At 63.7% G+C, this 24565-nt stretch carries 24 protein-coding genes; 18 read left to right on the forward strand and 6 right to left on the reverse strand.

Annotation, left to right across the window (positions count from 1 at the left end):
- Positions 1-212 precede the first annotated feature (212 nt).
- Entirely contained in the window at positions 213-1664 is a 1452-nt protein-coding gene (locus FVE66_RS00750; RefSeq protein WP_151445483.1) for a beta-barrel assembly-enhancing protease, read from the forward strand.
- A 49-nt stretch (positions 1665-1713) separates the two neighbouring features.
- Here FVE66_RS00750 and FVE66_RS00755 read toward each other — a convergent pair whose 3' ends face one another.
- The 4 genes from FVE66_RS00755 to FVE66_RS00775 all read right to left on the reverse strand — a co-directional run bounded on the left by FVE66_RS00755 (position 1714) and on the right by FVE66_RS00775 (position 4616).
- Positions 1714-2310, reverse strand: coding sequence for a DUF2946 family protein (locus tag FVE66_RS00755; RefSeq protein WP_151445484.1), 597 nt, complete (start codon positions 2308-2310; stop codon positions 1714-1716).
- A gap of 60 nt (positions 2311-2370) precedes the next feature.
- Positions 2371-3357, reverse strand: a complete 987-nt coding sequence (locus FVE66_RS00760; RefSeq protein WP_151445485.1) for a YheT family hydrolase — start codon at positions 3355-3357, stop codon at positions 2371-2373.
- Between the two features lie 122 nt (positions 3358-3479).
- Positions 3480-3680 (reverse strand): zinc-finger domain-containing protein, encoded by a 201-nt coding sequence (locus FVE66_RS00770; protein ID WP_151445486.1) that lies wholly within the window; start codon positions 3678-3680, stop codon positions 3480-3482.
- Between the two features lie 15 nt (positions 3681-3695).
- Positions 3696-4616 carry a branched-chain amino acid transaminase gene (locus FVE66_RS00775; RefSeq protein ID WP_151445487.1) on the reverse strand — a complete coding sequence of 307 codons (921 nt, stop codon included), beginning with the start codon at positions 4614-4616 and terminating at the stop codon, positions 3696-3698.
- Between the two features lie 261 nt (positions 4617-4877).
- Here FVE66_RS00775 and FVE66_RS00780 point away from each other — a divergent pair, with 261 nt between their 5' ends.
- The 9 genes from FVE66_RS00780 (at position 4878) to FVE66_RS00820 (ending at position 13663) form a co-directional block, all read left to right on the forward strand.
- Positions 4878-5669, forward strand: coding sequence for an AzlC family ABC transporter permease (locus tag FVE66_RS00780; protein WP_151445488.1), 792 nt, complete (start codon positions 4878-4880; stop codon positions 5667-5669).
- Between the two features lie 4 nt (positions 5670-5673).
- On the forward strand, positions 5674-5994 hold the full coding sequence (locus tag FVE66_RS00785) for an AzlD domain-containing protein (RefSeq protein WP_151445489.1): 321 nt from the start codon (positions 5674-5676) through the stop codon (positions 5992-5994).
- Between the two features lie 87 nt (positions 5995-6081).
- The gene (locus FVE66_RS00790; RefSeq protein WP_151445490.1) at positions 6082-7272 is read left to right on the forward strand and encodes a phosphoglycerate kinase; all 1191 of its coding nucleotides are present in this window, start codon (positions 6082-6084) and stop codon (positions 7270-7272) included.
- A 96-nt stretch (positions 7273-7368) separates the two neighbouring features.
- On the forward strand, positions 7369-8802 hold the full coding sequence (gene pyk / locus FVE66_RS00795) for a pyruvate kinase (protein WP_151445491.1): 1434 nt from the start codon (positions 7369-7371) through the stop codon (positions 8800-8802).
- A gap of 27 nt (positions 8803-8829) precedes the next feature.
- Positions 8830-9894 carry a class II fructose-bisphosphate aldolase gene (fba, locus tag FVE66_RS00800; protein ID WP_151445492.1) on the forward strand — a complete coding sequence of 355 codons (1065 nt, stop codon included), beginning with the start codon at positions 8830-8832 and terminating at the stop codon, positions 9892-9894.
- 93 nt (positions 9895-9987) lie between these two features.
- A complete protein-coding gene (locus tag FVE66_RS00805; RefSeq protein WP_151445493.1) occupies positions 9988-10884 on the forward strand; it encodes a phosphoribosylaminoimidazolesuccinocarboxamide synthase in 897 nt (298 codons plus the stop codon).
- A gap of 1 nt (position 10885) precedes the next feature.
- Entirely contained in the window at positions 10886-11407 is a 522-nt protein-coding gene (purE, locus tag FVE66_RS00810) for a 5-(carboxyamino)imidazole ribonucleotide mutase (RefSeq protein ID WP_241672953.1), read from the forward strand.
- Positions 11404-12609: a 5-(carboxyamino)imidazole ribonucleotide synthase gene (locus tag FVE66_RS00815; protein WP_151445494.1), complete on the forward strand. Its 1206-nt coding sequence runs from the start codon at positions 11404-11406 to the stop codon at positions 12607-12609. Before purE ends, FVE66_RS00815 begins: the two co-directional genes overlap by 4 nt.
- A 4-nt stretch (positions 12610-12613) precedes the next feature.
- Positions 12614-13663 (forward strand): L-threonylcarbamoyladenylate synthase, encoded by a 1050-nt coding sequence (locus tag FVE66_RS00820; protein ID WP_151445495.1) that lies wholly within the window; start codon positions 12614-12616, stop codon positions 13661-13663.
- 5 nt (positions 13664-13668) lie between these two features.
- On the opposite strand, the gene FVE66_RS00825 is transcribed toward FVE66_RS00820, so the two are convergent.
- Complete coding sequence (locus FVE66_RS00825; RefSeq protein WP_151445496.1) at positions 13669-13917, reverse strand: SemiSWEET family sugar transporter; 249 nt, start codon at positions 13915-13917, stop codon at positions 13669-13671.
- A 6-nt stretch (positions 13918-13923) separates the two neighbouring features.
- Positions 13924-14427, reverse strand: coding sequence for a flavin reductase family protein (locus FVE66_RS00830; RefSeq protein ID WP_151445497.1), 504 nt, complete (start codon positions 14425-14427; stop codon positions 13924-13926).
- Between the two features lie 104 nt (positions 14428-14531).
- Here FVE66_RS00830 and FVE66_RS00835 point away from each other — a divergent pair, with 104 nt between their 5' ends.
- The 8 genes from FVE66_RS00835 (at position 14532) to FVE66_RS00870 (ending at position 24274) form a co-directional block, all read left to right on the forward strand.
- Positions 14532-15155, forward strand: a complete 624-nt coding sequence (locus FVE66_RS00835; protein ID WP_151445498.1) for an AMP-binding protein — start codon at positions 14532-14534, stop codon at positions 15153-15155.
- A 675-nt stretch (positions 15156-15830) separates the two neighbouring features.
- Positions 15831-16370, forward strand: a complete 540-nt coding sequence (gene msrA / locus FVE66_RS00840; RefSeq protein ID WP_151445499.1) for a peptide-methionine (S)-S-oxide reductase MsrA — start codon at positions 15831-15833, stop codon at positions 16368-16370.
- Positions 16363-17505 carry a DSD1 family PLP-dependent enzyme gene (locus FVE66_RS00845; RefSeq protein WP_241672954.1) on the forward strand — a complete coding sequence of 381 codons (1143 nt, stop codon included), beginning with the start codon at positions 16363-16365 and terminating at the stop codon, positions 17503-17505. The genes msrA and FVE66_RS00845 overlap by 8 nt, the downstream gene beginning before the upstream one ends.
- Before the next feature lie 254 nt (positions 17506-17759).
- Positions 17760-19502 (forward strand): thiamine pyrophosphate-requiring protein, encoded by a 1743-nt coding sequence (locus tag FVE66_RS00850; protein ID WP_151445500.1) that lies wholly within the window; start codon positions 17760-17762, stop codon positions 19500-19502.
- A gap of 155 nt (positions 19503-19657) precedes the next feature.
- Positions 19658-21127, forward strand: a complete 1470-nt coding sequence (locus FVE66_RS00855) for a benzaldehyde dehydrogenase (RefSeq protein ID WP_151445501.1) — start codon at positions 19658-19660, stop codon at positions 21125-21127.
- A gap of 196 nt (positions 21128-21323) precedes the next feature.
- Entirely contained in the window at positions 21324-21875 is a 552-nt protein-coding gene (locus tag FVE66_RS00860; protein ID WP_151445502.1) for a TRAP transporter small permease, read from the forward strand.
- Positions 21872-23203 (forward strand): TRAP transporter large permease, encoded by a 1332-nt coding sequence (locus FVE66_RS00865; protein ID WP_151445503.1) that lies wholly within the window; start codon positions 21872-21874, stop codon positions 23201-23203. Before FVE66_RS00860 ends, FVE66_RS00865 begins: the two co-directional genes overlap by 4 nt.
- 42 nt (positions 23204-23245) lie before the next feature.
- Positions 23246-24274, forward strand: a complete 1029-nt coding sequence (locus FVE66_RS00870) for a TRAP transporter substrate-binding protein (RefSeq protein WP_151445504.1) — start codon at positions 23246-23248, stop codon at positions 24272-24274.
- The last annotated feature ends 291 nt before the right edge of the window (positions 24275-24565 follow it).

Consider the following 24565-nt stretch of genomic DNA (forward strand, 5'->3'; position numbering starts at 1 on the left):
TCTTATATTTGATTGATGCTGGCTTGATGTTGGCTTGATGCTGGTCTGCTACTGATCTGATACTTGCCGTTACGAATAGCGGCCTGGCGCCGGATGCCGATCGCCAGCCGCGCGGGTATCATAGCATCGTGAAATTCCTTCGTTTCCTGCGACCAGTCCCCAGTCCGGTTCGGCCACGCCGCGGGTGCCGCGTTGCCGCGAGGGCGGTGGCGATGCTGCTCACGGCGACGCTGGTTGCCGCGCCCCTGCCTGCGCAGAACTTGCCGAGCCTGGGCGACACTGAACGCGGCGATTTGTCGCCGCTGATGGAGCGGCGCCTCGGCGAACGCATCATGACGGACCTGCGGCGTGACCGTGATTACCTTGATGACCAGCCGCTGCGGGAATACCTGAACTCCCTCGGCGCATCGCTGCTTGCGGCGCGGCCGGACGCGCGCGGCGAGGCGGGGTATGACTTCCAGTTTTTCGCGGTGCGCGATCCGATGCTCAATGCATTCGCGTTGCCGGGCGGATTCATCGGCGTGCATACCGGCTTGATGCTGGCTTCGCAAAACGAGTCCGAGCTGGCGTCGGTGCTGTCACACGAGATCGGCCACGTGGCCCAGCGCCATATCGCCCGCATGATCGGTAGCCAGCGCCAGGATTCGCTGATCCCCTTGGCGGCGATGTTGCTGGCGGCACTGACTGCGCGTAGCAGTCCCGATTTCGCCAGCGCCGCGATGGCCGGCGGCCAGGGCCTGGCGATCCAGCGTCAACTGAATTTCAGCCGTGAAGCCGAGCGCGAGGCTGACCGGGTCGGCTTGCAGATCATGCGCGAGGGCGGGTTCGACACCTCGGGCATGGTGGCGTTTTTTGCCCGCCTGCAATCGTCGGCGCGGGCTTATACCGATACCGCCCCCGCCTATTTGCGCACTCATCCCTTGACCACCGAGCGGATTGCCGACATCCAGGCCCGGATCAGCAGCGATCGCTATCGGCAGCATGCCGACAGCGGCGATTTCCAGCTGATGCGGGCACGGTCGCGGGTGTTGCAGGATCCGTCCACCCAGGGCCTGCGCGATGCGGCGTCCCATTTCCAGACCTTGCTGCAGCAGCGCAACCGCTCGCAGATGCTGGCCGCGCGTTACGGACTGGCAATGGTCGCCTTGCGCCAAGGCGACGCGGTGCGGGCACAGGCGCTGCTCGACGAGGCGCGCGCGCAGGATCGCAATGTCGTCAGCCCGGCCTTGGCCAGCCTGGGCATAGAAATCGCCAGCGCCGCCCGGCGCGCGGACGATGCGCTGAAGCTGGCTGACGAAGCACGCCGCCGTTTTCCGCTGTCGCGTGGCATCGCCTCGCAATACGGCGAAGCACTGTTGCTGGCCGGCAGGCAGGATGAGGCGGTGCGCTATTTGCGCGACCAGATCCAGTTGTATCGCCAGGAGCCGGGCCTGCAGGACAAGCTGGCCCGTGCCTACTCGGCGCAGGGCAAGCTGGCCTTGCAGCACATGGCGCTGGCCGAGTCCTATGCATTGAAGGGCAGTATCCCGGCCGCTCTCGACCAGCTGGGCATGGCGCGCCGCGCGCCGGACGCGTCGTTTTATGACCAGTCGGTGATCGACGCCCGCGAGCGTGAGTTGCGCGCGCAGCGCCTGGAGCAGTTGAAGGACAAGGAACTGCGCTGAGGGATTCAGGGGGCTTGAGGGGGACGGATCTGCTTGAAGCGCGATCTGGTCAGGCCGCTTGCCGCGGATGTGAAACAAAACCAAAACGCCCCGCCAGTTCCGCGCGCGTCACACGTTGCACCGGCAGCGCACGCCCCTTCCAGTCGAACGTCAGCGGCCGCCGATCCTCCCCGTCCAGCCACGCCACCAGCGTTTCTTCGTCCAGCACCGCATCTTCCAGCCGCAAGCGCGCCAGTCCCTGGTCGAGGTCGCGGTCGTCCAGCACGGCACAGCGCTTGCCGATGCCAAATGCCAGGTCGCCTTCCGCGGACAGCATCACGCTTTCCGGTTGCGCGAGCGGTTCTCCGGTGTGCAGCACCAGACCCAGCGCGGGATCGGTGTGGCAGACGAAGGGACAAATTTCCAGGTCGACGTAGACCCGCTGCGGGCCATTCTGGAAATACCAGCGGCCCTGCTCATCGGGCAGGTAGTTGCGATTGATGAAGCCGATCAGGGTGGTGTTGCGGATGCGGTCGCCGGGAAGCCCCAGTGCCTGGGCGCGGTCGTCGCGCATGCGCCAGTGGCCGCGCGCATCGAGTGCGAGCCAGCCGAAACAATGTGGCACGTCCGGCCATTTGGCCATGGCCTGCCTGACGATCTCATCCATGCAAGTGCGGTGTGCGTGCGTTGTCCATGCAAGGAGTGTAGCGCATGGGTGGCCCGGGTTTCAGGGCGCGGCGTCCTGCAGGAAGCGCACCAGCCGCTGCGGCAGCCAGTCGATCGAGCCGGGCAGCCTGCCGTGGGCAAAACCGACATGCCCGCCATGCTCCGGATACTCCAGCTTCACCTCCGGCGCCGCTGACGCCGGCAGGTAGCGGGCTGGCAGGAAGGGATCGTTCTGCGCGTTCAGGACCAGCGTGGGCAGCGTGATGTCGCCCAGCACGTGGCGGGCGCTGGCACGGTTCCAGTAATCGTCGGTATTGCGATAGCCGTGCAGCGGCGCGGTCACGACGTTATCGAATTCGTACAGGTTGCGCGCCCCCAGCATTGCCTCGCGGTCGAACAGGCCGGGGTGCTGGGCCAGCTTGTGCAGGCATTTCGGCTTGAGCGTTTGCAGGAACATCCGGGTGTAGATCAGGTTCGGACCGCGCGACAGGGCGGCACCGCCGGCCGCGAGGTCGAGCGGGGCCGACACGGCGCAGGCCGCGTCGACAATCTCGGCCTGGTGCTGCGATTCGCCCAGCCAGCGCAGCAGGGCGTTGCCGCCGAGGGAAACCCCGGCCGCATACAGGCGGGAGTAGCTGGATTGAAGGCCGGATTGAAGGCCGGATTCGCTGCGCTCGGCAGCAAAGCGGCGCAGGATCCAGTCAATCTCGGCCGAGTCGCCGGAATGATAGAAGCGGGGTGCCAGGTTCGGCTCGCCCGAGCAGCCACGAAAATGCGGCACTGCGCCTGACCAGCCCATCCGGGCGACCAGCGACATCAGCGAGCTGGCGTAATGACTGCCGGACGAGCCCTCCAGCCCGTGGAACAGCACCAGCAGGGGTTTGCCTGCCTGTCCGTCAATGCGGTCCACATCGATGAAGTCGCCGTCAGGCGCCGACCAGCGCTCACGGCGATAGGCGACCTCGGGGCGGCGTATGCACGTGGCGGGATAAATGGTCTGGAGGTGGCCGCCGGGCAGCCAGCGCGGCGGTCTGTAGTCGTGAGTCAAAAGTGGAAAGCCGGAGCCAGAGCGGGAGCGGAAGTCGGAGCAGAAGCGGGAACAGAAGCGGGAACCGAAGCCGGCGTCGCGAACCAGGGGACGGCAGGCCCGTCAGGGCCCGCCAGTCCGGTTCAGTGGCCGTGTACCTTGGTGCCCGGCGCCAACCGGTACACCGTGCTGCAGTACGGGCATTTCGCCTCGTGCTCCGGCGTCAGGTCGAGATAGACCCGTGGATGGCTCGACCACACCGGCATTGCCTTGTTCGGGCAGAACGCCGGCAAGTCCTTTGCGCCCAGTTCGACCACGTTGTCGTGCAGTGATGGTTGATCCATTGCGTGCTCCGATGCTCAGACCATGGTGAGCCAGTGACGGTATTGCGGCGCGCGGCCAGCAACGACGTCGAAGAACAGGCTCTGCAGTTTTTCCGTGATAGGGCCACGCGAGCCTTCGCCGATCGCACGGTTGTCCACTTCGCGGATAGGCGTGATTTCGGCTGCGGTGCCGGTGAAGAAGGCTTCGTCGGCGCAATACAGTTCGTCGCGGGTGATGCGCTTCTCGATCACCTCGATGCCCATGTCGCGCGCCATTGTCATCACCGAATCGCGGGTGATGCCATCCAGGCAGGAAGCCAGGTCCGGCGTATAGAGCTTGCCGTTCTTGACGATGAAGATGTTCTCGCCCGATCCCTCGGACACATAGCCGTCGGTATCCAGCAATATTGCTTCATCGTAGCCGTCGGTGGTCGCTTCCTGGTTGGCCAGGATCGAGTTGATGTAGTAGCCGGAGGCTTTTGCGCGCACCAGCGATACATTGACGTGATGGCGCGAGAACGATGAAATCTTGACCCGGATGCCCTTGGTGATACCGTCCTCGCCGAGGTAGGCGCCCCATGGCCATGCGGCGACGGCGACGTGGATGGTGTTGCCCTTGGCGGCCACGCCCAGTTTTTCCGAGCCGACCCAGATCAGCGGCCGCAGGTAGCCGGATTCGAGATTGTTGGAGCGCACCACTTCGCGTTGCGCAGCCATCAGGGTTTCCATGTCATAGGCAACGGGCAGCTGGAAGATCTTGGCCGAATTCAGCAGGCGGCGGGTATGTTCCTTCAGCCTGAAAATCGCGGTTCCTTCTGCCGTCTTGTAGGCGCGCACGCCCTCGAATACCGCCATCCCGTAATGCAGGCTGTGGGTGAGGACATGGACTTTCGCGTCGCGCCACTCGAGCAGTTCACCGTCCTTCCAGATTTTGCCGTCGCGGTCAGCCATTGACATGGTTCGTTTCTCCAGGAAATTTTTCGCAAGCGGTAATTTTAACGGATTCGACACGCACTGGCCGCTACCGATCGCGCTTTTCTCCGTTTGACCCGCGGATCAAGGGCGGATCGCGGGCGGATGGAGGGGGATGGAGGCCAAGGCCGGGGTTCTGCTTGCCCTGCAGCTTCCTTTGCTGCTTGCGTTACAATGGACAGCTCAATTTTCTCCTGCGCTGGCAAGTTGACAAGACCCGGCCGGCGCAAGTCCCCCGCAGTTCCGATGACCAAGCAATCCGAAGCGCATGCCGCCGGCACCGAGTCCGCGGCAGACATTGAGCGTCGCGCATATCTAGAAGGCCGCAAGGTCGGCGCTGGCAATCTTCCCGGCATCTTTGCCTGGGGGATCGTCACGGCCATGGCAATGGTCAAGACCGGCCTGACGGCCTGGCAGGCGCTGGGCATGACCTTCATTGTCTTTGCCGGGTCGGCGCAACTGGCGGCGCTGCCGCTGATCGCCAGCGCGGCGCCGATATGGATGGTATTCGTCACGGCGATGGTGGTGAACCTGCGCTTCGTCATTTTCGCGGCCGGAACTGGCCCGCATTTCGCCCATCTTCCCTGGTACCGTCGCCTGCTTTACGGCTATATCAATGGCGATTCCACGATGGCGCAGTTCACCCAGCGCTTTCCCTACCATACGGTAAACGACACGGCCGGCAAGGTCGGGTTTTACACCGGACTGAGCTACCAGAACTGGATTGCGTGGCAGTCGGGCGCGGTGATCGGGATCATGCTGGCCGGTCAGATACCGGCGTCCTGGAGCATCGGTTTTGCCGGCACGCTGGCCCTGATGGGGCTGCTGATCCCGCTGGTGACCAACCTGCCAGGCGTGGCCGCTGTCGCTGTCGCCAGTGTGATTGCCGTCGTCCTGCACGCACTCCCTTATCGCCTCGGGCTGCTGGTTGGCGTGGTCGGCGGCGTCGCGATCGCCATGGCGATCGAGTCATGGCAGCGCCGGCTCGCGATCAAGCGCATGAAGCAGGAAATGAAGCAGGACATGAGGAAGAAATGAGCAAATGAGCAACACCGAAGTCTGGATCACGATCCTCGCGCTGGGCGTCGCTACCGTGCTCACGCGTGCCTCCTTCTTCCTGCTGAGCGGAGTCCGCTTGCCGGCCCGCCTGCTGCATGGCCTGCGTTATGCGCCGGCCGCGGCGCTGGCCGCCATCATCGTGCCCGACTTGCTGGTGTCGGGCGGGCAGGTCACCCTGTCGCTGGCCAACCCGAAACTGCTGGCAGGGGTATCGGCTGCGGTGTTTTTCCTGGTCACCCGTCACCTGCTCGGAACCATCCTGTTCGGCATGCTGGCATTCACCCTGCTGCGCCTGTTTCTGTAGCCGCCAGCGGCGGTTGACAAAACGGTTTTGGCAGTCGGGGGCTGGGGTAGAATACCGGCTTTTCCGTACATATATCCCGTGGCCCACATGCAATTCAAGCGCTTCAGCGATCTGGCCGAACAAGGCCAACTGCGCGGCAAACGCGTATTCATCCGTGCCGACCTCAACGTCCCGCAGGACGATGCCGGCAATATCACCGAAGATACGCGCATCCGCGCTTCGGTCCCGGCGATCGCGCAGGCGCTTGAAGCCGGCGCCGCGGTTATGGTCACGTCCCATCTCGGGCGGCCGACTGAAGGCGAACTGAAGCCGGAAGACTCGCTGGCGCCGATTGCGCAGCGCCTGTCCGAACTGCTTGGCCGTCCGGTGCCGCTGCGGCAGGACTGGGTCGATGGCGTCGACGTTGCTCCAGGCGACGTGGTGCTGCTGGAGAATTGCCGGACCAACAAGGGCGAGAAAAAGAACAGCGACGAGCTGGCGCAGAAAATGGCGCGCCTGTGCGACGTCTACGTCAATGACGCGTTTGGCACTGCCCATCGTGCCGAAGCGACCACGCATGGCATCGCAAAATACGCGCCGGTCGCTTGCGCCGGTCCGCTGCTGGCAGCCGAACTGGATGCGCTGGGCCGTGCCCTGCACCAGCCCGGACGTCCGCTGGTCGCGATCGTCGGTGGCTCCAAGGTGTCGTCCAAGCTGACCATCCTGCGCACGCTGGCCGACAAGGTCGACAACCTGATCGTTGGCGGCGGCATTGCCAATACCTTCATGCTCGCGGCTGGCCTGCAGATCGGCAAATCGCTGGCCGAACCCGACCTGGTGGGCGAAGCCCGCACGATCATCGAACTGATGAAGAAACGTGGCGCCTCGGTGCCGATTCCGGTCGACGTCGTCTGCGCCAAGGAGTTTTCGGCCACGGCAAAGGCGACGGTCAAGGCGGTCGCCGACGTCGAAGCGGACGACATGATCCTCGATATCGGGCCGCAGACGGCAGCCATGCTGGCACAGCAACTGGAAACGGCCGGCACCATAGTCTGGAATGGCCCGGTCGGCGTGTTCGAATTCGACCAGTTCGGCCAAGGCACCCGGGTGCTGTCCGAGGCCATCGCCGCGTCGCCTGGATTTTCCATCGCAGGCGGTGGCGATACCCTCGCCGCCATTGCGAAGTACCACATTGCCGACAAGGTCGGCTACATTTCCACCGGTGGCGGTGCCTTTCTGGAGTTCCTGGAGGGGAAGACGCTGCCGGCAGTCGACATTCTGGAGCAACGCGCAGCCTGATCGCAAGAAAGGGAGGCAGTACAGGGCGGCAGTACAGGGCGGCAGGACATGGCGGCAGCACCGGGTGGCAGGACAAGCTAAAAAACAGGGACTGGCATGCAAAGAGCGACCAAAATCGTGGTGACCATTGGCCCCGCATCAAGCGACGAAGAGACGCTGATGCGGATGATCGGTGCGGGCGCGGACGTGGTGCGCCTGAATTTTTCGCACGGCAAGGCGCAGGACCATATCGACCGTGCCACGCTGGTCCGTAAAGTGGCGGCCGCCTGTGGACGGGAAATCGCGATCATGGCCGACCTGCAGGGCCCGAAAATCCGGGTCGGCAAGTTCGAGCAGGGCAAGGTGCAGCTGGAGAAGGGCGCGAAATTCATCCTTGATGCCGAATGCGAACTGGGCACGCAGGACATCGTCGGCCTTGACTACAAGGAGTTGCCGCGCGACCTCAAGGTCGGCGACGTGCTGCTGCTCAATGATGGCCTGATCGTGCTGGTGGTGGAGCGGGTGCAGGGCAGCCAGATCCACACCGTCGTGCGGGTCGGCGGCGAGCTGTCCAACAACAAGGGCATCAACCGCCAGGGCGGCGGCCTGACCGCAGCGGCGCTGACGGCCAAGGACATGGAAGACATCAAGACGGCGATGAGCTTCAAGGCCGATTATGTCGCGGTCTCGTTTCCCAAGAGCGGCACCGACATGGTGATGGCGCGCCAGCTGGCCAACATCGCCGGCGAGCCCTTCGGCCATCGGCCGCTGATGATCGCCAAGATCGAGCGCGCCGAAGCCATACCGGCGCTGCAGGACATACTCGATCATTCCGACGGCATCATGGTGGCCCGCGGCGACCTTGCGGTCGAAGTCGGCAACGCTGCCGTTCCGGCGCTGCAAAAACGCATGATCCGGATGGCGCGCCATTCCAACAAACTCACCATCACTGCCACGCAGATGATGGAATCGATGATCGTCAATGCGGTGCCGACCCGCGCCGAAGTCTCGGACGTGGCAAATGCGGTGCTGGATGGCAGCGACGCCGTGATGACCTCGGCCGAGACCGCTTCCGGCCGCTACCCGGTCGAGACGGTCGAGGCGATGGCAGCAATCTGCCTGGAAGCCGAGAAATCGGAAAATTTCCAGCTCGATGCCGATTTCCTGAACGTCACCTTCAGCCGCATCGACCAGTCCATTGCGTACGGTGCACTGTTTACCGCCTGCCACCTGCGGGTCAGGGCCATCATTGCGCTGACCGAATCCGGTTCCACGGCGCTATGGATGAGCCGGCACGACATCGACGTCCCGATCTACGCCCTGACGCCCAACCTGGCGACCGCGCGCAAGGCTGCCCTTTACCGCAACGTGACGGCGATGGAACTGTCGCAAGCCGCGCCCAGCGAGGAAGTGCTGAAAGCGGCGCAGGACTTGCTGTTGGCCAAGGGGCTGGTCGCCAGAGGTGACATGATAGTCGTCACCTGGGGCGAGCCCATGGGGCAGAGCGGCGGCACCAATGCGCTGAAGATCATGAAAGTCGGCGACCACTGAATTCATTTTTATATCCGGAGAAATAACATGCCTCTCGTATCAATGCGCCAATTGCTGGACCACGCCGCCGAGAACGGCTATGGCTTGCCAGCGTTCAATGTCAACAACCTTGAACAGGTGACGGCGATCATGCAGGCGGCCGACGAAGTCAACGCCCCGGTCATCATGCAGGCCTCGGCCGGCGCCCGCAAATATGCCGGCGAAGCCTTCCTGCGCCACCTGATCTCGGCGGCGGTGGAAGCCTATCCGCACATTCCGGTCGTGATGCACCAGGACCACGGCCAGTCGCCGGCGGTCTGCATGGCGGCGATCAAGTCCGGCTTCTCGTCGGTCATGATGGACGGCTCGTTGATGGAAGATGGCAAGTCGGTCGCCAGCTACGAATACAACATCGAAGTGTCGCGCAAGGTGGTCGAGTTCTCGCATTCGATCGGCGTCACCGTGGAAGCAGAACTCGGCGTGCTGGGTTCGCTCGAAACCATGATGGGCGACAAGGAAGACGGCCACGGCGCCGATGGCAAGATGACGCGCGAGCAGTTGCTGACCGACGTTGCACAGGCCGCCGATTTCGTCCGCCAGACCCAGTGCGACGCGCTGGCGATTGCGATCGGGACTTCACATGGTGCCTACAAGTTTTCGCGCAAGCCGACTGGTGACATCCTCGCCATCGACCGCATCAGGGAAATCCACGCCCGCATTCCCAACACCCATCTGGTGATGCACGGTTCTTCGTCGGTGCCGCAGGAATTGCTGGCCGAGATCCGCGAATTCGGCGGCGACATGAAGGAAACCTATGGCGTGCCGGTCGAAGAGATCCAGGAAGGCATCAAGCATGGCGTGCGCAAGATCAACATCGACACCGACATCCGGCTGGCGATGACGGGCGCGATCCGCCGTTACCTGATGGAGAATCCGTCCAAGTTCGATCCGCGCGATTACCTGAAGCCGGCGCGCGAAGCAGCCAAGCTGGTCTGCAAGGCACGCTACCTGTCGTTCGGCTGCGAGGGCCAGGCCGGCCGCATCAAGCCAATGTCGCTGGAACAGATGGCCGAGCGTTACAAGAAGGGCGAACTGGCGCAGATCGTCCAGTAAGCGCTGGTCCTGCCTGCAGCATCCATCGCCCGCCGTCCTCGCAAGAGCCGGCGGGCAAAAACTTTTGACTATGCACACAATCCGGACCATCCCATGAGCAGCCTCTACCAGTCCACCATTACCTCCCTTCCGCTGCTGGGCCGCGGCAAGGTGCGCGACAACTATGCGGTCGGCGACGACAAGCTGTTGATCGTCACCACCGACCGCTTGTCCGCTTTTGACGTCGTGATGAACGAGCCGATTCCGGGCAAGGGCCGGGTCCTGAACCAGATGTCGAACTTCTGGTTTGACAAGCTCGCTGGCATCGTGCCGAACCACCTGACCGGCATCGAGCCGGAAACCGTGGTCGCGCCAGGTGAAGTGGAACAGGTGCGCGGCCGCGCCGTGGTGGCCAAGCGACTGACGCCGATCATGGTGGAAGCCGTGGTGCGCGGCTACATCATCGGATCCGGGTGGAAGGACTACCAGCAGACCGGTTCGGTGTGCGGCATTGCGCTGCCGGCCGGCCTGCGCCAGGCCGACAAGCTGTCCGAGCCGCTGTTCACGCCGGCGGCCAAGGCCGAACTCGGCGAGCATGACGAAAACATCAGTTTCGCCGACATGACCCAGCGCATCGGCGCCGACCTGGCCAACAAGATCCGCGACATCAGCATTGCGCTCTACCAGGCTGCGGCCGACTACGCGGCCACGCGCGGCATCATCATTGCCGACACCAAATTCGAATTCGGCCTGGACCAGGACGGCACGCTGCACCTGATGGACGAAGTGTTGACCGCCGATTCGTCGCGCTTCTGGCCAGCCGATTCCTACCAGCCGGGAATTTCGCCACCGTCGTTCGACAAGCAATTCGTGCGCGACTACCTCGAAACCGTGACCTCGTGGAACAAGTCGGCGCCGGCGCCGACGCTGCCGCCCGAAGTGATCGCAAAGACCGGTGAAAAATACCGCGAGGCGCTGGAGCGCCTGACCGGACAGAAACTGAAGGATTGATATGAGCAACGGATCCAAGGGAGCACAAGGTGCAGGCGCAGGCATGGTCGTCGGCGTGGTGATGGGCTCCTCGTCGGACTGGGATGTGATGCAGCACGCCGTGGCGATCCTGAAGGAATTCGGCATTGCGCATGAGGCCCGCGTGGTGTCGGCGCACCGGATGCCGGACGACATGTTTTCCTATGCCGAGGCCGCGCGCGGACGCGGCCTGCGCGCGATCATCGCCGGCGCCGGCGGTGCAGCGCACTTGCCCGGCATGCTGGCCGCCAAGACCATCGTGCCGGTGCTTGGCGTGCCGGTCCCGTCCAAATACCTGCGGGGAGAAGACTCGCTGTTGTCGATCGTGCAGATGCCGCGCGGGATTCCCGTTTCGACATTTGCGATCGGTGAAGCGGGTGCCGCCAACGCCGCGCTGGCTGCGGTCGCCATGCTTGCCACCACCGACGACGCACTGGCGGAGAAGCTGGAGGCGTTCCGGCGCAAGCAAAGCGACGTCGCGCGCGCCATGGCACTACCAGAATGAGCAGCAAGCACGCCACTTTCCTGCCATCTGCAACGCCGCCCGCATGGCTGGGCGTGATGGGAGGCGGCCAGCTCGGCCGCATGTTCGCGCACGCTGCGCAGGCAATGGGCTACAAGGTCGCCGTGCTGGAACCGGCGCGTGACTGCCCGGCGGGCCAGGCTGCCGATCACCTGCTGTGCGCCGGTTACGACGACCCGGCCGCGCTCGACGAACTGGCCGCCCAATGCGTGGCCGTCACGACTGAATTCGAGAACGTTCCGGCCCAGAGCCTGGCCCACCTGGCGCAGCGCATCGTGGTCGCGCCGGCGGCCGAGTGCGTGTCGATCGCCCAGGACCGCATCGCCGAAAAACGATTCTTCACCCAATGCGCCGGCCAGTCCGGCGTGCTGCCCGCCCCTTATCGTGAAATCCTGTCGGTGGAGGACATCGCAGGCATACCCGACGATTTGCTGCCCGGCATCCTGAAGACCGTGCGCATGGGGTATGACGGCAAGGGGCAGGTCCGCGTCACCACCCGCCAGCAGGCGCGCGACGCCTTCGAGAACCTGAAGGGCGTGCCCTGCGTGCTCGAGAAAATGCTGCCGCTGGCCTATGAAGTTTCGGTCCTGACCGCGCGCGGCGCCGATGGCCAGGCGGTGGTCTACCCGATTGCCGAGAACGTGCATCGCGACGGCATCCTGTTCACCACCACCGTACCCGGCCCGAACGTGACTGCGGAATGCGCGAGCAGGGCGCAGGCGGCAGCGCTGTCCATCATCGGACAGCTCGGTTACGTCGGCGTGCTGTGCATAGAATTTTTCGTGTTGCAGGATGGTTCGCTGGTGGTCAACGAGATGGCCCCGCGGCCGCACAACAGTGGTCATTACACGATCGACGCCTGCGTCACCAGCCAGTTCGCACAGCAGGTGCGGGCGATGGCGGGACTGCCGCTGGGCGAGACGCGCCAGCATTCGCCGGCGGTGATGCTCAATATCCTTGGCGACATCTGGTTCAATGGCGACGACGATCCGCTCGAGCCCTGCTGGGACAAAGTGCTGGCACTGCCCGGCGCCAACCTGCATCTTTACGGCAAGGACGATCCGCGCCGCGGACGCAAGATGGGCCATGTCACCTTCGTTGCGCCGACGCTGGAAGAGGCGCAGCAGCACTTCCGCGACGCCTGCGTGATGCTCGGCATCGCGGCCGGACGGTTTCGCGGCTGATACGGTGAGCGCCGACACCAGGAATCCGCCTCTCGACCTGCCGGCGATAAAGGCTGCGGCCCGCCTGCTGGAACAGGGTCGGCTGGTCGCGTTCCCGACCGAAACCGTGTACGGACTCGGCGCCGACGCCGAGAATCCGGCAGCGGTTGCCCGTATCTTCGAGGCCAAGGGTCGGCCTTCCGATCATCCGCTGATCGTGCATCTTTCTCCGCAAGCCGACCTGGCGCGCTGGGCGGCGGACATTCCCGACGAGGCGAGGCGGTTGATCGAGGTTTTCTGGCCGGGTCCGCTGACCCTGATCCTGAAGCGCGCGGCCGGGATTCCAGATACGGTCTCCGGCGGCCAGGACACGATCGGCCTGCGCTGTCCTTCACATCCGGTGGCGCTGGCGCTGCTGCATGAATTCAGGCAAGGGCAGGGCGGCATTGCCGGGCCATCGGCCAATCGCTTCGGCCATGTCAGCCCGACCACTGCGCAGCATGTGCGCGAGGAGTTCGGCGAATCGCATCCCTTGATTGGCTGCATCCTGGAAGGCGGGCAAAGCGAGGTCGGTATCGAATCGACCATCATCGACCTGTCGCGCTTGTCCTCGCACGGGCCGGTGTTGCTGCGGCCAGGGCGGCTGTCGGCACAGGAGATCGGTGATGTGCTCGGTTGCGCAGTCGCTTTGCCGGACCTTGCTGCACCGCGCGCGTCGGGCACGCTGGATGCGCATTACGCGCCCGCCACGGCACTGGCGCTGGTGCCGGGAGAACAGCTTGCACAGGTCTTGCAGGAACTGACTGCGAAGGGGCGCCGGCTAGCCCTGATGCATCATTCTGCGCTGCCGGCCAATGCAGTTTCCGGGACAATACTCGCGACGATACGAATGCAGGCCGAGCCTGCCCCCTATGCCCATGATTTGTACGCCAGGCTGCGTGCCCTGGATCATGCAGGTGCGGAACTGATCGTGGTGGAAGCGCCGCCGACCGGTTCCGGCTGGGAAGCCGTCAACGACCGGCTGCGGCGCTCGGCCTTTGACTCGGTGGGTGTACTGTCTCGCTTGTTGGCCTAGCGACTTCATCCCCACTTCAATTTCATCACCACGATCGCCAGCGCCAGCACCAGGGTCACCACGTTCGCAATGATCATCGGCCAGGACGAGGTCATTACCCCGTAGGCCAGCCACAAGGCCACGCCGATGCTGAACACCACGTACATGCCGAGCGACACATCGTTGACGCGGCGCGTGCGCCAGGCTTGCAGGACCTGCGGCACCAGGGCGGCGGTGGTCATGATCCCGGCAAGCGTGCCGATCAGGTCTTGCATGTCGACTCAGGCCGTGCTGACGAAGCGGCCGCCGTGGAATACCAGCGCAGGCTTCGGATCGACGGCGCAGCTCTCGACTTCGCCGACGAAGATGACGTGGTCGCCTTCCGGGTAACGGCTGCGGTTGTGGCACTCGAACCAGGCGGCGACGCCTTTCAGGACCGGCAGGCCGGTGCGCGACAATTCGAAGTCGACGCCGTCGAAACGGTTGTCGAACCGCCGCGCGAATCGGTCCGCCAGTCCGGCTTGATCGCCGGCCAGCACATTGATCACGTAGTGCGAATTGTCGGTGAACACCGGCAAGCTGTTTGACCGGGTGGCAAGGCTCCACAACACCAGAGGCGGATCCAGCGACACTGAATTGAAGGAGCTGGCGGTCAGTCCCATGAAGCTGCCATCGTCCAGACGGGTAGTGATGATGGTCACGCCGGTCGCAAACTGCGACAGCGCAAGTCGAAAATGGCGGGTATCAAAATCAGGTGCATGGGCCGGCGGGAATGGGGAGGACATCGTGGTACACATCAGGAGGAGGGCTCCATTATGCCGAAAAACGCATTTTCTTTTGCGCCGGCTGGCATCGTGAGTAGAATCTGGCGTGCTCCAGCTCATATGCCATGAACCTTTTTGAAACCTTGCGCGCCCACGGCCGCGAAATTCCCGACCGCGTCGCCACTTCGTCGCCGCGTCATCGCCTCACCACCTTCCGCAAGTTGTGGTCGCGCATCGAGCGCAGTAGCGCCCGGATGCAGGGGGAATGGCTGGTCGAACCGGGCGATGTCGTGATCTATGCAGGACATGCCCACCCGGATGCGCTGGTGCTGTGGCTGGCGCTGGCGCGACTGGGGGCGGTGTTGGTGCCGCTGGAAAGCGCCGCGATGATCGGGCAGGCCGGCAACATTGCGGAGCAGCATGACGCCAGGCTCCTGCTGCATGATGACGACATGCCGGCGCTGCAGTCCGGCGATTTCTGCGCCTGCCTCCCCTTGTCGACCTTGTTTGCCAGCCGCTGCGATCACGAGGCCCGCGACTGCCGGGAATCGACTGCGGACATCAGCCTGCTGCAACTGGATCCGGAAGCCCCGCACGCCCGGCAAGCCGCATTCAGCATCGATTCCCTGCTCGATCACGCCGGCGCCCCGGCCGCCTGGCCGACAGCGCAAGCCCTGTTCGATCCGCAGCGCTTGCGCCAGCAGATACTGCCGGCGCTGGCACAGGGCATTCCGCTGGCGATGGAGTAGGCAGATCCGCATCCTGCAAGAGCGTCGATGCCCGATCGACCTTGTAGCTCCTTCCCCTTGAAAGGGCGGGAGCGTTCTTGGCGTGCCCCGATCTGCGCTATGAATGCCGAATATGGGTAATGCTCAGGCCAGGGGCGCGGGTATCCATGGGAATCTCTGCCGTTCTTTGCGTTTCTCTGAACAGAGCTGTCGCCGATTTGAAGCTTCGAAGACCATTAAGAGTCAACGGTGCGCCGGGCATCGGTATAAGACACTTCATGGGGTTGGCTGATTAGGTAAGCGGCACACAGCCGAGGGATCATCTCTCGCGAGCGTCGCATTGGATTAGCCCAGACATCCGCGTCTGGTTGGCTATCGAAGCGGACGTTGGCCAAGTGGGTTTTGACCTATTTTTCTTTGGTTCCTTTCTTTTTTCAAAAGAAAGGAATACACCCGCCGGGGTGTCTCCCGGCTTCACACCGACAACCATCAAACCCAGCCACACGAACCGCAAGCCAAAGAGCCGAAAAACCACAAAACCGCTCACCCACGGTTATGGGTAATGATCAGCCTTGATAGGGAGGGCGCTACCGTAGTCATTTGGCCACAGGCAACGAACCCGCGCAGCGATTCGGTTACAGTACCGGTAAGCGGAATTCACATTCCAATCGACACTGACATTGACGGAGAATCTTGATGGCGACCGAAACCGTAACGCTGGGCGGCGGCTGCTTCTGGTGCCTGGAAGCGGTCTATCAGGAAGTGAAGGGCGTGCTGCAGGTGGAGTCCGGCTATACCGGCGGAAAGATCGACAATCCGGACTACGAACAGGTCTGCAGCGGCACCACCGGGCATGCCGAGGTAGTGCGCCTGACTTTCGATCCCGACCTGATCAGCTACCGCCAGTTACTGGTGATATTTTTCACGATACATGACCCGACCACGCTCAACCGGCAGGGCAACGATGCCGGTACCCAGTACCGCTCGGTGATCTACTTCCACACTCCGCAGCAGCAGGAGATTGCGAAGCGGGTGATTGCCGAGATGGCGCAGGTGTGGGACGCGCCGATCGTGACCGAACTCAGCCCGGCCACCACGTATTACAAGGCCGAGGCCTACCACCAGAACTATTTCCGCAACAACCCCAACCAGGGGTACTGCGCCTTCGTGGTGGCTCCCAAGGTCGCCAAGCTGCGCAAGACTTTCCCCGAATTGCTGGGACAGGATCATGGCTGAAGGCGATCCGATGAATCGTCCGGTGGACGCACCTGCAGTCGCCGGCCATTCACTCGACGAAATCGACACGCCCGCATTGCTGCTTGATCTGGATGCAATGCAGTCCAACCTGGACCAGGTACACCGCCGGATCCGTGCCGCCGGCCTGGCCGTCCGTCCGCACGTGAAGGCGCACAAGTGCCCGCCGCTGGCGCGTCTGCAGCTGGCAGCCGGGGCGGTCGGTATATGCTGCCAGAAAGCAAGCGAGGCGCAGGTGTTCGCCCAAGCCGGCTTCACCGACATCCTGGTCACCAATCAACTGGTCGGCATGCGCAAGCTGGAGCGGGTCGCTGCGATGGCAGCGTCCGGCGTGCGCGTGGGCATCTGCGTCGACCATCCCTTGCAGGTCGTGCAGGCGGCGACGGCTGCCCGGACGGGCGGCTGCAGCATCGACGTACTGATTGAAGTCGATATCGGGCACGGGCGCTGCGGCGTGCCGGACGCCGGCAGTGCCCTTGCATTGGCAAGATTGATACGGGAAGCCGGTTCGGCACTGCGTTTCGCCGGACTCCACGCGTTTCGCGGCTCGGCCCAGCATATGCGCCTGCCACAGGAACGCAGGGACGCGGTCCAGGCCGCGGTCGTCCGGCTGCGCGAGGTGATTGCGGTGTTGTCCGCCGATGGCTTCAGCTGCGGCACGGTCACCGGTGGCGGTACCGGCACCTATCCACATGAATCGGATTCCGGGCTGTACACCGAAGTGCAGCCCGGATCCTACGTGCTGATGGACCTCGACTATGCCGGCAACCAGGGCGATGCCGGCGAGCCGCCGCTGCGGCATGCACTGACGGTGCTGTGCACCGTGATCAGCGTCACGCCGGGCCATGCCGTCCTGGATGGCGGACTGAAGGCATTTGCGGTCGACCAGGGATTGCCGCGCATGACACGGCCGGGCTGGAGCGTCAAGAGCCTGTCCGACGAGCATGCCGTGGTGGTGCCGGGTCCGGATGCCGTGCCGCTTGCAGTTGGTGACAAGGTTCAGTTGATCCCCGGGCATTGCGATCCAACCGTCAACCTGCACGACTGGATGGTCGCCTGCCGTGCCGGCCGGGTAGAGCAAATCTGGCCGGTCGCCGCGCGCGGTGCGCTGTTCTAGGGGCTCGCTGCCAGCGGTGAATAGCAGACTGATGATGCTGGCGGTGTAAGAACTTGTAAAACGGGCTGCATCTGCAACGGCATGGTTTATATTGAAATTGTCTTACGCGACACTCCAGAGTTGGACTTTGCCCGCGGCTGCAATCGCAGCCGCGGGTTTTTTGTGTGCGCGCGCCATACCGCCACACCGCGATACCGCGATACCGTTAAGCGCGAAGCGGTGCTAGCATCTGCAAAACAAATGCAGGAGACAACATGCAGCACGAGGAACCCGGCAGCGCCGCACGGCGACTGCTGACGCTGTGCGCCGAACTCGGCGCCCGCTATTTGTTCACCAATCTCGGCAGCGACCACCCCGCCTTCATCGAAGCATTTGCCGCGCTGCAGGAAGAGGGCGCGGCAAAGTCAAAGTCAACGCCAACGCCAATGCCGCAGATCATCGTCTGCCCGCATGAAATGACAGCACTGTCGGCGGCGCACGGCTTCGCCATGATCACGCGCCAGCCGCAAGTGGTGCTGGTGCATGTCGATGTCGGCACCCAGAACCTTGGCTGCTCGATCCACAATGCAGCCCGCGGCCGGGTACCGGCTGTCATCGTCGCCGGGCTCTCGCCCGTCACGGTCAGCGGGGAGCGCACCGGCTCGCGCAACGAATTCATCCACTACACGCAGGACACGCCGCGCCAGCACGAGATCGTGGCGCAGTACATGAAATGGTCGTATGAAGTGCGGGCCGCGGAAATGGTGGATGGCATCGTGATGCGGGCGGTGCAGCTGGCCAGCAGCGCGCCGCAGGGCCCGGTCTACCTGACCGGCGCGCGCGAGGTCTGGGAAGCGCCATCGCTGCTGGGCAGCGAGCAGCGCGAGCAGCGCCGCTACTGGCCGGTAGTGTCCGGCCCGGGACTGCCGGCGCAGGATATCGCGCTGCTGTGCGATGCGCTGGCCACGGCGCAACGACCGATCGTGATCACCAGTTACCTCGGGCGCCAGGCCGGGGCGGTGCAAGCGCTGGCGCAACTGTCGGAACGTTTCGCTTTCGGCGTGTGCGAAGTCAGCCCGCAGTACATGAACTTCCCCGGCACCCATGCGCATCACCTGAGCCACAGCCGCAATGCGCTGGTTGACCAAGCGGACCTGATCCTGATGATCGACGTCGACGTGCCCTGGATCATGTCGAGCGTGCAGCCATCGCCGACGGCGCGGTTGTTCCATATCGATGAGGACGCGCTCAAGCAAGGCCTGGGTTTCTGGCATTTTCCGTGCGAGCGCAGCTGGCAGGGCGACAGCGCCCGGGTGCTGGAGCAATTGCTGGAAGCCAGCAGCGGCCGCAGCATCGAAGGCGCAGCGCAACGGCGCAGTTGGTTGGCGCAGGCCCGCAGCGGCCTGCAGCACGCCGCCACGCCGCCGGCAGCCGGAGCCATCACGCCGCGCGAGCTGACCGAAGCGGTAGCCGAACTGATCAATGAGCGCAGTGTCGTCATATTCGAGGAGCCATCCTCGACCGAACTGATTCCTGCCGTGCTGAAGCTGGAGCGCCCCGGCACCTACTTTGCCAGCGGCGGCAGCGGGCTGGGCTGGGGCATCAATGCGGCGATCGGCGCGCGCCTGGCCAGGCCCGACGCCGAAGTGATCGCGCTGGTGGGGGACGGCTGCTATGTGTTCGGCGTGCCCGGCAGCGCCTACTGGGTCGCCGGCACCTACGATGCACCCTTCCTGACCATCATCTACAACAATGGCGGATGGCATTCCCCTAAGCTTTCCACCAGTTGGGTCCACCCGCAGGGCAGGGCCAGCAGCAGCGATTCCTTCTGGGTCACGACAGGCGCCGGCGCCAGGCTGGCCGACCTGGCTGCAGCGACTGGCGGCGCCGAGGCCTACCGCGTCGAAGATCGGGAGCAACTGAGGGAGACGCTGCGCCAGGCGCTGCAATGCGTGCGCGACGGCAGGAGCGCGGTGGTGGACGTGAGCATCACGAAGATATCCGCACAGGTACTGTAACAAGCCAAGGATAGGCGCAGGCAAGGATAGGCGCAGGCAAGGATAGGCGCAGGCAAGGATAGGCGCAGGCAAGACAAGCGCAGGCAAGACAAGCGCCGGCAAAGCAAGCGCAGGCAAACAAAGACACACGCAGACAAATCACGACGGAGGATTGCATGGGTAGCACGAACGATGTACTGAGCGAGGCACTTTGGAAAGGCAAGCTGTTCCTGAGCGGCTGGACCGCCGGCGAGCAGGGCAGCTTCGACGTGATGGACAAGGCAAGCGGGGCGACGCTGGCCACGCTTGGCCGCGCCGGCCCGGCTGACGTGGCGCGTGCCGCCGCCCGCGCCCGCGAGGCACAGGCGCAATGGCAGGCGACCCCCTATGAAGAACGCGCCGCCGTGTTCCGCCGCGCCGCCCAGCTGTTCGAACAGAACATCGAATTGTTTGCGCCATGGATCATGCGCGAGACTGGCGCCATCCGGCCCAAGGCGGATGTCGAACTGAAAATGGCGATCGGCATCCTGAATGCCTCCGCAGCGATGGTGACCGAACCGCAGGGCCTGGTATTGCCCAGCAATAACGGACGCATGAGCTTTGCGCGCCGCTTGCCGCACGGCGTGGTCGGCGTGATTTCGCCCTTCAATTTTCCGCTGATCCTGTCGATCCGCGCTGTCTCGCCGGCGCTGGCGACAGGCAATGCGGTCGTGCTGAAGCCGGACATGCAGACCGCCGTTTCCGGTGGCGTGCTGATCGCGCGGGTGCTGGAAGAAGCGGGGCTGCCATCCGGCCTGCTGCAACTGCTGCCCGGCGGCGTGGATGTCGGCGAGGCGATTTGTTCCGATCCGAATATCGCGATGGTGGCCTTTACCGGATCGACTGCTGCCGGCCGCCGCGTCGGCGAACTGTGCGGGCGTCACCTGAAGCGCGTCTCGCTGGAGTTGGGCGGCAAGAATTCGATGGTCATCCTCGACGACGCCGACCTCGACCTGGCGGCATCGAATGCGGCATTCGGCGCCTGGCTGCACCAGGGGCAGATCTGCATGGCCACCGGCCGCATCCTGGTGCATGAAAAAATTGCCGGGGCGCTTGCCGACCGGCTGGCCGACAAGGCCAGCCATCTTCCGGTTGGTGATCCGATGAGCGGACAGGTTGCATTCGGACCCGTCATCAACAGCCGCCAGATCGAGCACATGCACGCCATCGTGCAGGACTCGGTGGCTGCGGGCGCCACCTTGCGCGCAGGCGGCAGCTACGACAAGCTGTTCTACAAGCCGACCGTCCTGACCGGCGTCAAGCCCGGCATGCGTGCCTTCGACGAAGAGATATTCGGGCCGGTCGCCAGCATCACCACGTTTGCGTCGGATGACGAAGCGGTGGCACTGGCCAACCAGACCGAATACGGCCTGTCGGCAGCAGTGTTGTCGCGCTCGGTCGGGCGTGCCATGGCGGTTGGCAACCGGCTCAATACCGGCCTGTTGCATATCAACGACCAGACCGTGCACGACGAGCCGCACATCCCGTTTGGCGGGCGCGGCGCGTCCGGCAATGGCACCCGTGTCGGCGGCCCCGCGAACTGGGATGAATTCACCCAATGGCAGTGGGTGACCATCAAGGACACGCCGCCGCAATATCCGTTCTGAATATATATTGCAAAGCGGCTGCGGCAGGTGTTCCTGCTGCAGTGCCGGCGCGCTATGATGCGCAATTCGTGGAGTTCGCGCAGTTCGCAATTCGTCTATCCGGCGCCAGACCGGGAAACCGACAAGAGAAAAAGGAGGAGATCAATGGCAGTGGGCGACCATCAAGGACTCGCGATAGTGCACCGGGGAAGATGCGATGCATGAGCCCAGTGTAACTGTAACGCCGCAACAGGAACAGCTTCCCGATCGCGGACCGGCTGGCAATCTGCTGTTCAGGCTGGCCCAGGGCTTCGCTCTCGCCGGCGGGCTGCTGTTCATTTTCCTGGTGCTGATGTCCCTGGTGTCGATAGTCGGACGCAAGCTGATGGCAGCCCCCGTCCCTGGCGATATCGAGATGCTGCAAATGGGGACTGCCGTTGCCTCTGCCGCCTTGCTGCCCTATTGCGAAATGATTGCCGGTCATCTGCGCGTCGATTTCTTTACCGCCAATGCCAGTCTCCGCAGCCGCCGCATCATGGATGCCGTGTCCCATCTGCTGCTGGCGCTGGTCGCGGCGCTGATCGCATGGCGTACCGGTGTCGCCGCCAATTCGCTGCGCCTGGTTGGAGAAACGTCGATGATGCTGTCCTGGCCGGTGTGGCCGGCATGGGCTGCCATGGTTCCCAGCTTCGTGCTGTTTGCCGCCGCCGGCTTGTATAACGCGGGCCAGGAATTCCGGCTGGCGCGATCCGAAGGAGCGGCGGCATGAGCGGCATGGCTATCGGCATGATCATGTTCAGCATCCTGATGGCGCTGCTGGTGGTGCGCGTGCACATTGGCGTTGCCATGTTCATGGTCGGCGCAGGCGGATTCGTCGTGATGAATGGCGGCGAGTGGATGCCGCTGCTGAATTCGCTGAAGAACCTGGCCTATTCGCGATTTTCAAATTACGACCTGGCCGTGATTCCGCTGTTCATGCTGATGGGCCAGTTCGCGACCCACGGCGGACTGTCGCGCGCCCTGTTCAACTGCATCAACAACTTTGTCGGTCATTTCCGCGGCGGTGTCGCCATGGCGGCAGTCGGCGCCTGTGCCGGTTTCGGCGCCATCTGCGGTTCCTCGCTGGCCACCGCGGCCACCATGGGGCAGGTGGCCTTGCCGGAACTGAAGCGCTACCGCTATTCAGGCTCGCTTGCCACCGGCGCACTGGCAGCAGGCGGCACGCTCGGCATCATGATCCCGCCGTCGGTGCCGCTGGTGATCTACGCCGTGCTGACCCAGGAGTCGATCGGCAAGCTGTTCATGGCGGCGGTCATCCCCGGCATCATCGCCATGCTGGGCTACATGCTGGTGATCCGCATCGTGGTCGCGCTCAATCCGGAAGCCGGCCCGGCCGGCGTCAATCCGCCTTTGGGCGTAAAGCTGCGTTCGCTGCTGGGCGTGATACCGGTGATCCTGGTGTTCCTGGTGGTGATCGTCGGTATCTACGACGGCTGGGCCAATCCTACCGAAGCGGCATCGATCGGCGCCGCTGCCTGCGGCATCCTGGCGGTGGTTACCGGCGGCATGCGCATGGACGGCTTGGTCAAAAGCATCCTGGGCACTGCGCAGGCGACGGCCATGATCTTCCTGGTGCTGCTGGGCGCCGACATGCTCAATTCCGGCCTCGCCATCACCCAGATGCCGGCCGAGCTGGCGGCATGGGTCCAGAACAGTGGCATGCCGCCGCTGTCGGTGCTGTTCGCTATCCTGCTGATCTATATCTTCCTGGGCTGCGTGATGGATTCGCTGGCCATGATCCTGCTGACCATCCCGATTTTCTACCCGGTCGTGATGGGGCTGGATTTCTGGGGCATGCCGGTGCAGGACAAGTCGATCTGGTTCGGCATCCTGGCGCTGATGGTGGTCGAGATCGGCCTGGTGCATCCACCGGTCGGCATGAACATCTACATCATCAACAAGCTGGCCAAGGACGTGCCGCTGAGGGACACCTTCATGGGCGTCGTTCCCTTCCTGTTGTCCGACCTTGTGCGTATCGTGTTGCTGGTGTTCTTCCCCGTAATTTCCTTGTACCTCGTGCATGCCCTGCGCAGCTAGCCCGCCGTTTCACAGAAATCACAGAAAACCATGGAGACAAACATGAAAAAGCGTTCCCCCCTCGTACTCAATCTTGTGGCGGCAAGCCTGCTGGCGGCCTGCGGCGCCGCTTCCGCGCAGGAAACCATCACCCTGAAGGTGCATCACTTCCTGCCGCCGAGTTCGACGGCGCATGTGAAGTTCATCGAGCCGTGGTGCGCGAAGATCGGCCAGGAATCCAAGGGCCGCCTCAAGTGCCAGATCTATCCGTCGATGCAGCTTGGTGGTTCGCCGCCCCAGCTGTTCGACCAGGCCAAGGATGGCGTTGCCGACATCGTCTGGACCCTGCCGGGTTACCAAGCCGGCCGCTTCGTCGTGTCGGAAGCCTTTGAACTGCCGTTCATGGTGAAAACCACCGAAGCCGGCAGCCGCGCGCTGTGGCAATACGCGACCAGGAATGCCACCAAGGAATACGAGGGCGTCAAGCCGATCGTGTTCCATCTGCATGACGGCAACATCTTTCACACGACCAAGAAACCGATCAAGACGCTGGACGACTTCCGCGGCATGAAGCTGCGCGCGCCGACCCGGCAGGCAACCAAGATGATTGCCGCCTTCGGCGCCACGCCGGTGCCGATGCCCTTGCCGCAGGCGCCGGAAGCGCTGGCCAAGGGTGTGATCGACGGCGCCATGGTGCCGTGGGAGGTCGCACCCTCGATCAAGCTCGAGGAAATCGTTGGACATCACATCGAGACCGATCCCTCGATGCCGCAGCTGTCCAACTCGGTATTCATCTTCGGCATGAACCAGGCCCGCTATAACAGCCTGCCGGCCGACCTGAAGAAGGTGATCGACGACAACAGCGGCGCCGAAGCATCGGCCCGGGCCGGCAAGATATTCGCCGAAGCGGGCGTGGCCGGACGCAAGGTATCGGAAAAATACAAGGCCACTTTCTATGTGGTTCCGGCTACCGAACTGCAGCGCTGGCAGAAGGCTTCCGAGGGCGTGATCAATGAATGGATCAAGGATGTGAGCGCCAAGGGGTATGACGGCAAGAAACTGCTGGAAGAGGCCAGGGCACTGCTGAAGTAGTGGCAGTACTGTTAGCTGTCAGCGCAGCCCGCGCTGGCGGCATGTTGTGACCGAATGCGGGGGTGCGGAAATTGTCCGCACCCCCGTTTTCTTTTCCTCCCATCAATCGCGGCCTCCGGTCCCGCCGCCGCGTGACCGGAAGCAGTGCCAGCACGCAAGCTCGCCAGGCTGCCTGCCGCTCCGTACCCGATTGCGGCTCGCGCTGATCCATGTCCGTTTATCAGACGAGATAGTCAGATTCGGCTGCCTGCATGGCCGGAATGCTTTGCTTGATGCCATTTTCCATCCGCT

The organism is Lacisediminimonas profundi (assembly GCF_008831265.1).
Classification (GTDB): domain Bacteria; phylum Pseudomonadota; class Gammaproteobacteria; order Burkholderiales; family Burkholderiaceae_D; genus Lacisediminimonas; species Lacisediminimonas profundi.

Coding starts and splice junctions, on each gene's coding strand:
- FVE66_RS00750 (WP_151445483.1), top strand. CDS start 213: ATGCTGCTCACGGCGACGCTGGTTGCCGCGCCCCTGCCTGCGCAGAAC.
- FVE66_RS00870 (WP_151445504.1), top strand. CDS start 23,246: ATGAAAAAGCGTTCCCCCCTCGTACTCAATCTTGTGGCGGCAAGCCTG.
- FVE66_RS00830 (WP_151445497.1), bottom strand. CDS start 14,427: ATGTCCTCCCCATTCCCGCCGGCCCATGCACCTGATTTTGATACCCGC.
- FVE66_RS00825 (WP_151445496.1), bottom strand. CDS start 13,917: ATGCAAGACCTGATCGGCACGCTTGCCGGGATCATGACCACCGCCGCC.
- fba (WP_151445492.1), top strand. CDS start 8,830: ATGCCTCTCGTATCAATGCGCCAATTGCTGGACCACGCCGCCGAGAAC.
- FVE66_RS00845 (WP_241672954.1), top strand. CDS start 16,363: ATGGCTGAAGGCGATCCGATGAATCGTCCGGTGGACGCACCTGCAGTC.
- FVE66_RS00780 (WP_151445488.1), top strand. CDS start 4,878: ATGACCAAGCAATCCGAAGCGCATGCCGCCGGCACCGAGTCCGCGGCA.
- FVE66_RS00865 (WP_151445503.1), top strand. CDS start 21,872: ATGAGCGGCATGGCTATCGGCATGATCATGTTCAGCATCCTGATGGCG.
- FVE66_RS00755 (WP_151445484.1), bottom strand. CDS start 2,310: ATGGATGAGATCGTCAGGCAGGCCATGGCCAAATGGCCGGACGTGCCA.
- FVE66_RS00770 (WP_151445486.1), bottom strand. CDS start 3,680: ATGGATCAACCATCACTGCACGACAACGTGGTCGAACTGGGCGCAAAG.
- FVE66_RS00815 (WP_151445494.1), top strand. CDS start 11,404: ATGAGCAGCAAGCACGCCACTTTCCTGCCATCTGCAACGCCGCCCGCA.
- purE (WP_241672953.1), top strand. CDS start 10,886: ATGAGCAACGGATCCAAGGGAGCACAAGGTGCAGGCGCAGGCATGGTC.
- msrA (WP_151445499.1), top strand. CDS start 15,831: ATGGCGACCGAAACCGTAACGCTGGGCGGCGGCTGCTTCTGGTGCCTG.
- FVE66_RS00855 (WP_151445501.1), top strand. CDS start 19,658: ATGGGTAGCACGAACGATGTACTGAGCGAGGCACTTTGGAAAGGCAAG.
- FVE66_RS00835 (WP_151445498.1), top strand. CDS start 14,532: ATGAACCTTTTTGAAACCTTGCGCGCCCACGGCCGCGAAATTCCCGAC.
- FVE66_RS00775 (WP_151445487.1), bottom strand. CDS start 4,616: ATGTCAATGGCTGACCGCGACGGCAAAATCTGGAAGGACGGTGAACTG.
- FVE66_RS00850 (WP_151445500.1), top strand. CDS start 17,760: ATGCAGCACGAGGAACCCGGCAGCGCCGCACGGCGACTGCTGACGCTG.
- FVE66_RS00790 (WP_151445490.1), top strand. CDS start 6,082: ATGCAATTCAAGCGCTTCAGCGATCTGGCCGAACAAGGCCAACTGCGC.
- pyk (WP_151445491.1), top strand. CDS start 7,369: ATGCAAAGAGCGACCAAAATCGTGGTGACCATTGGCCCCGCATCAAGC.
- FVE66_RS00785 (WP_151445489.1), top strand. CDS start 5,674: ATGAGCAACACCGAAGTCTGGATCACGATCCTCGCGCTGGGCGTCGCT.
- FVE66_RS00805 (WP_151445493.1), top strand. CDS start 9,988: ATGAGCAGCCTCTACCAGTCCACCATTACCTCCCTTCCGCTGCTGGGC.
- FVE66_RS00860 (WP_151445502.1), top strand. CDS start 21,324: ATGCATGAGCCCAGTGTAACTGTAACGCCGCAACAGGAACAGCTTCCC.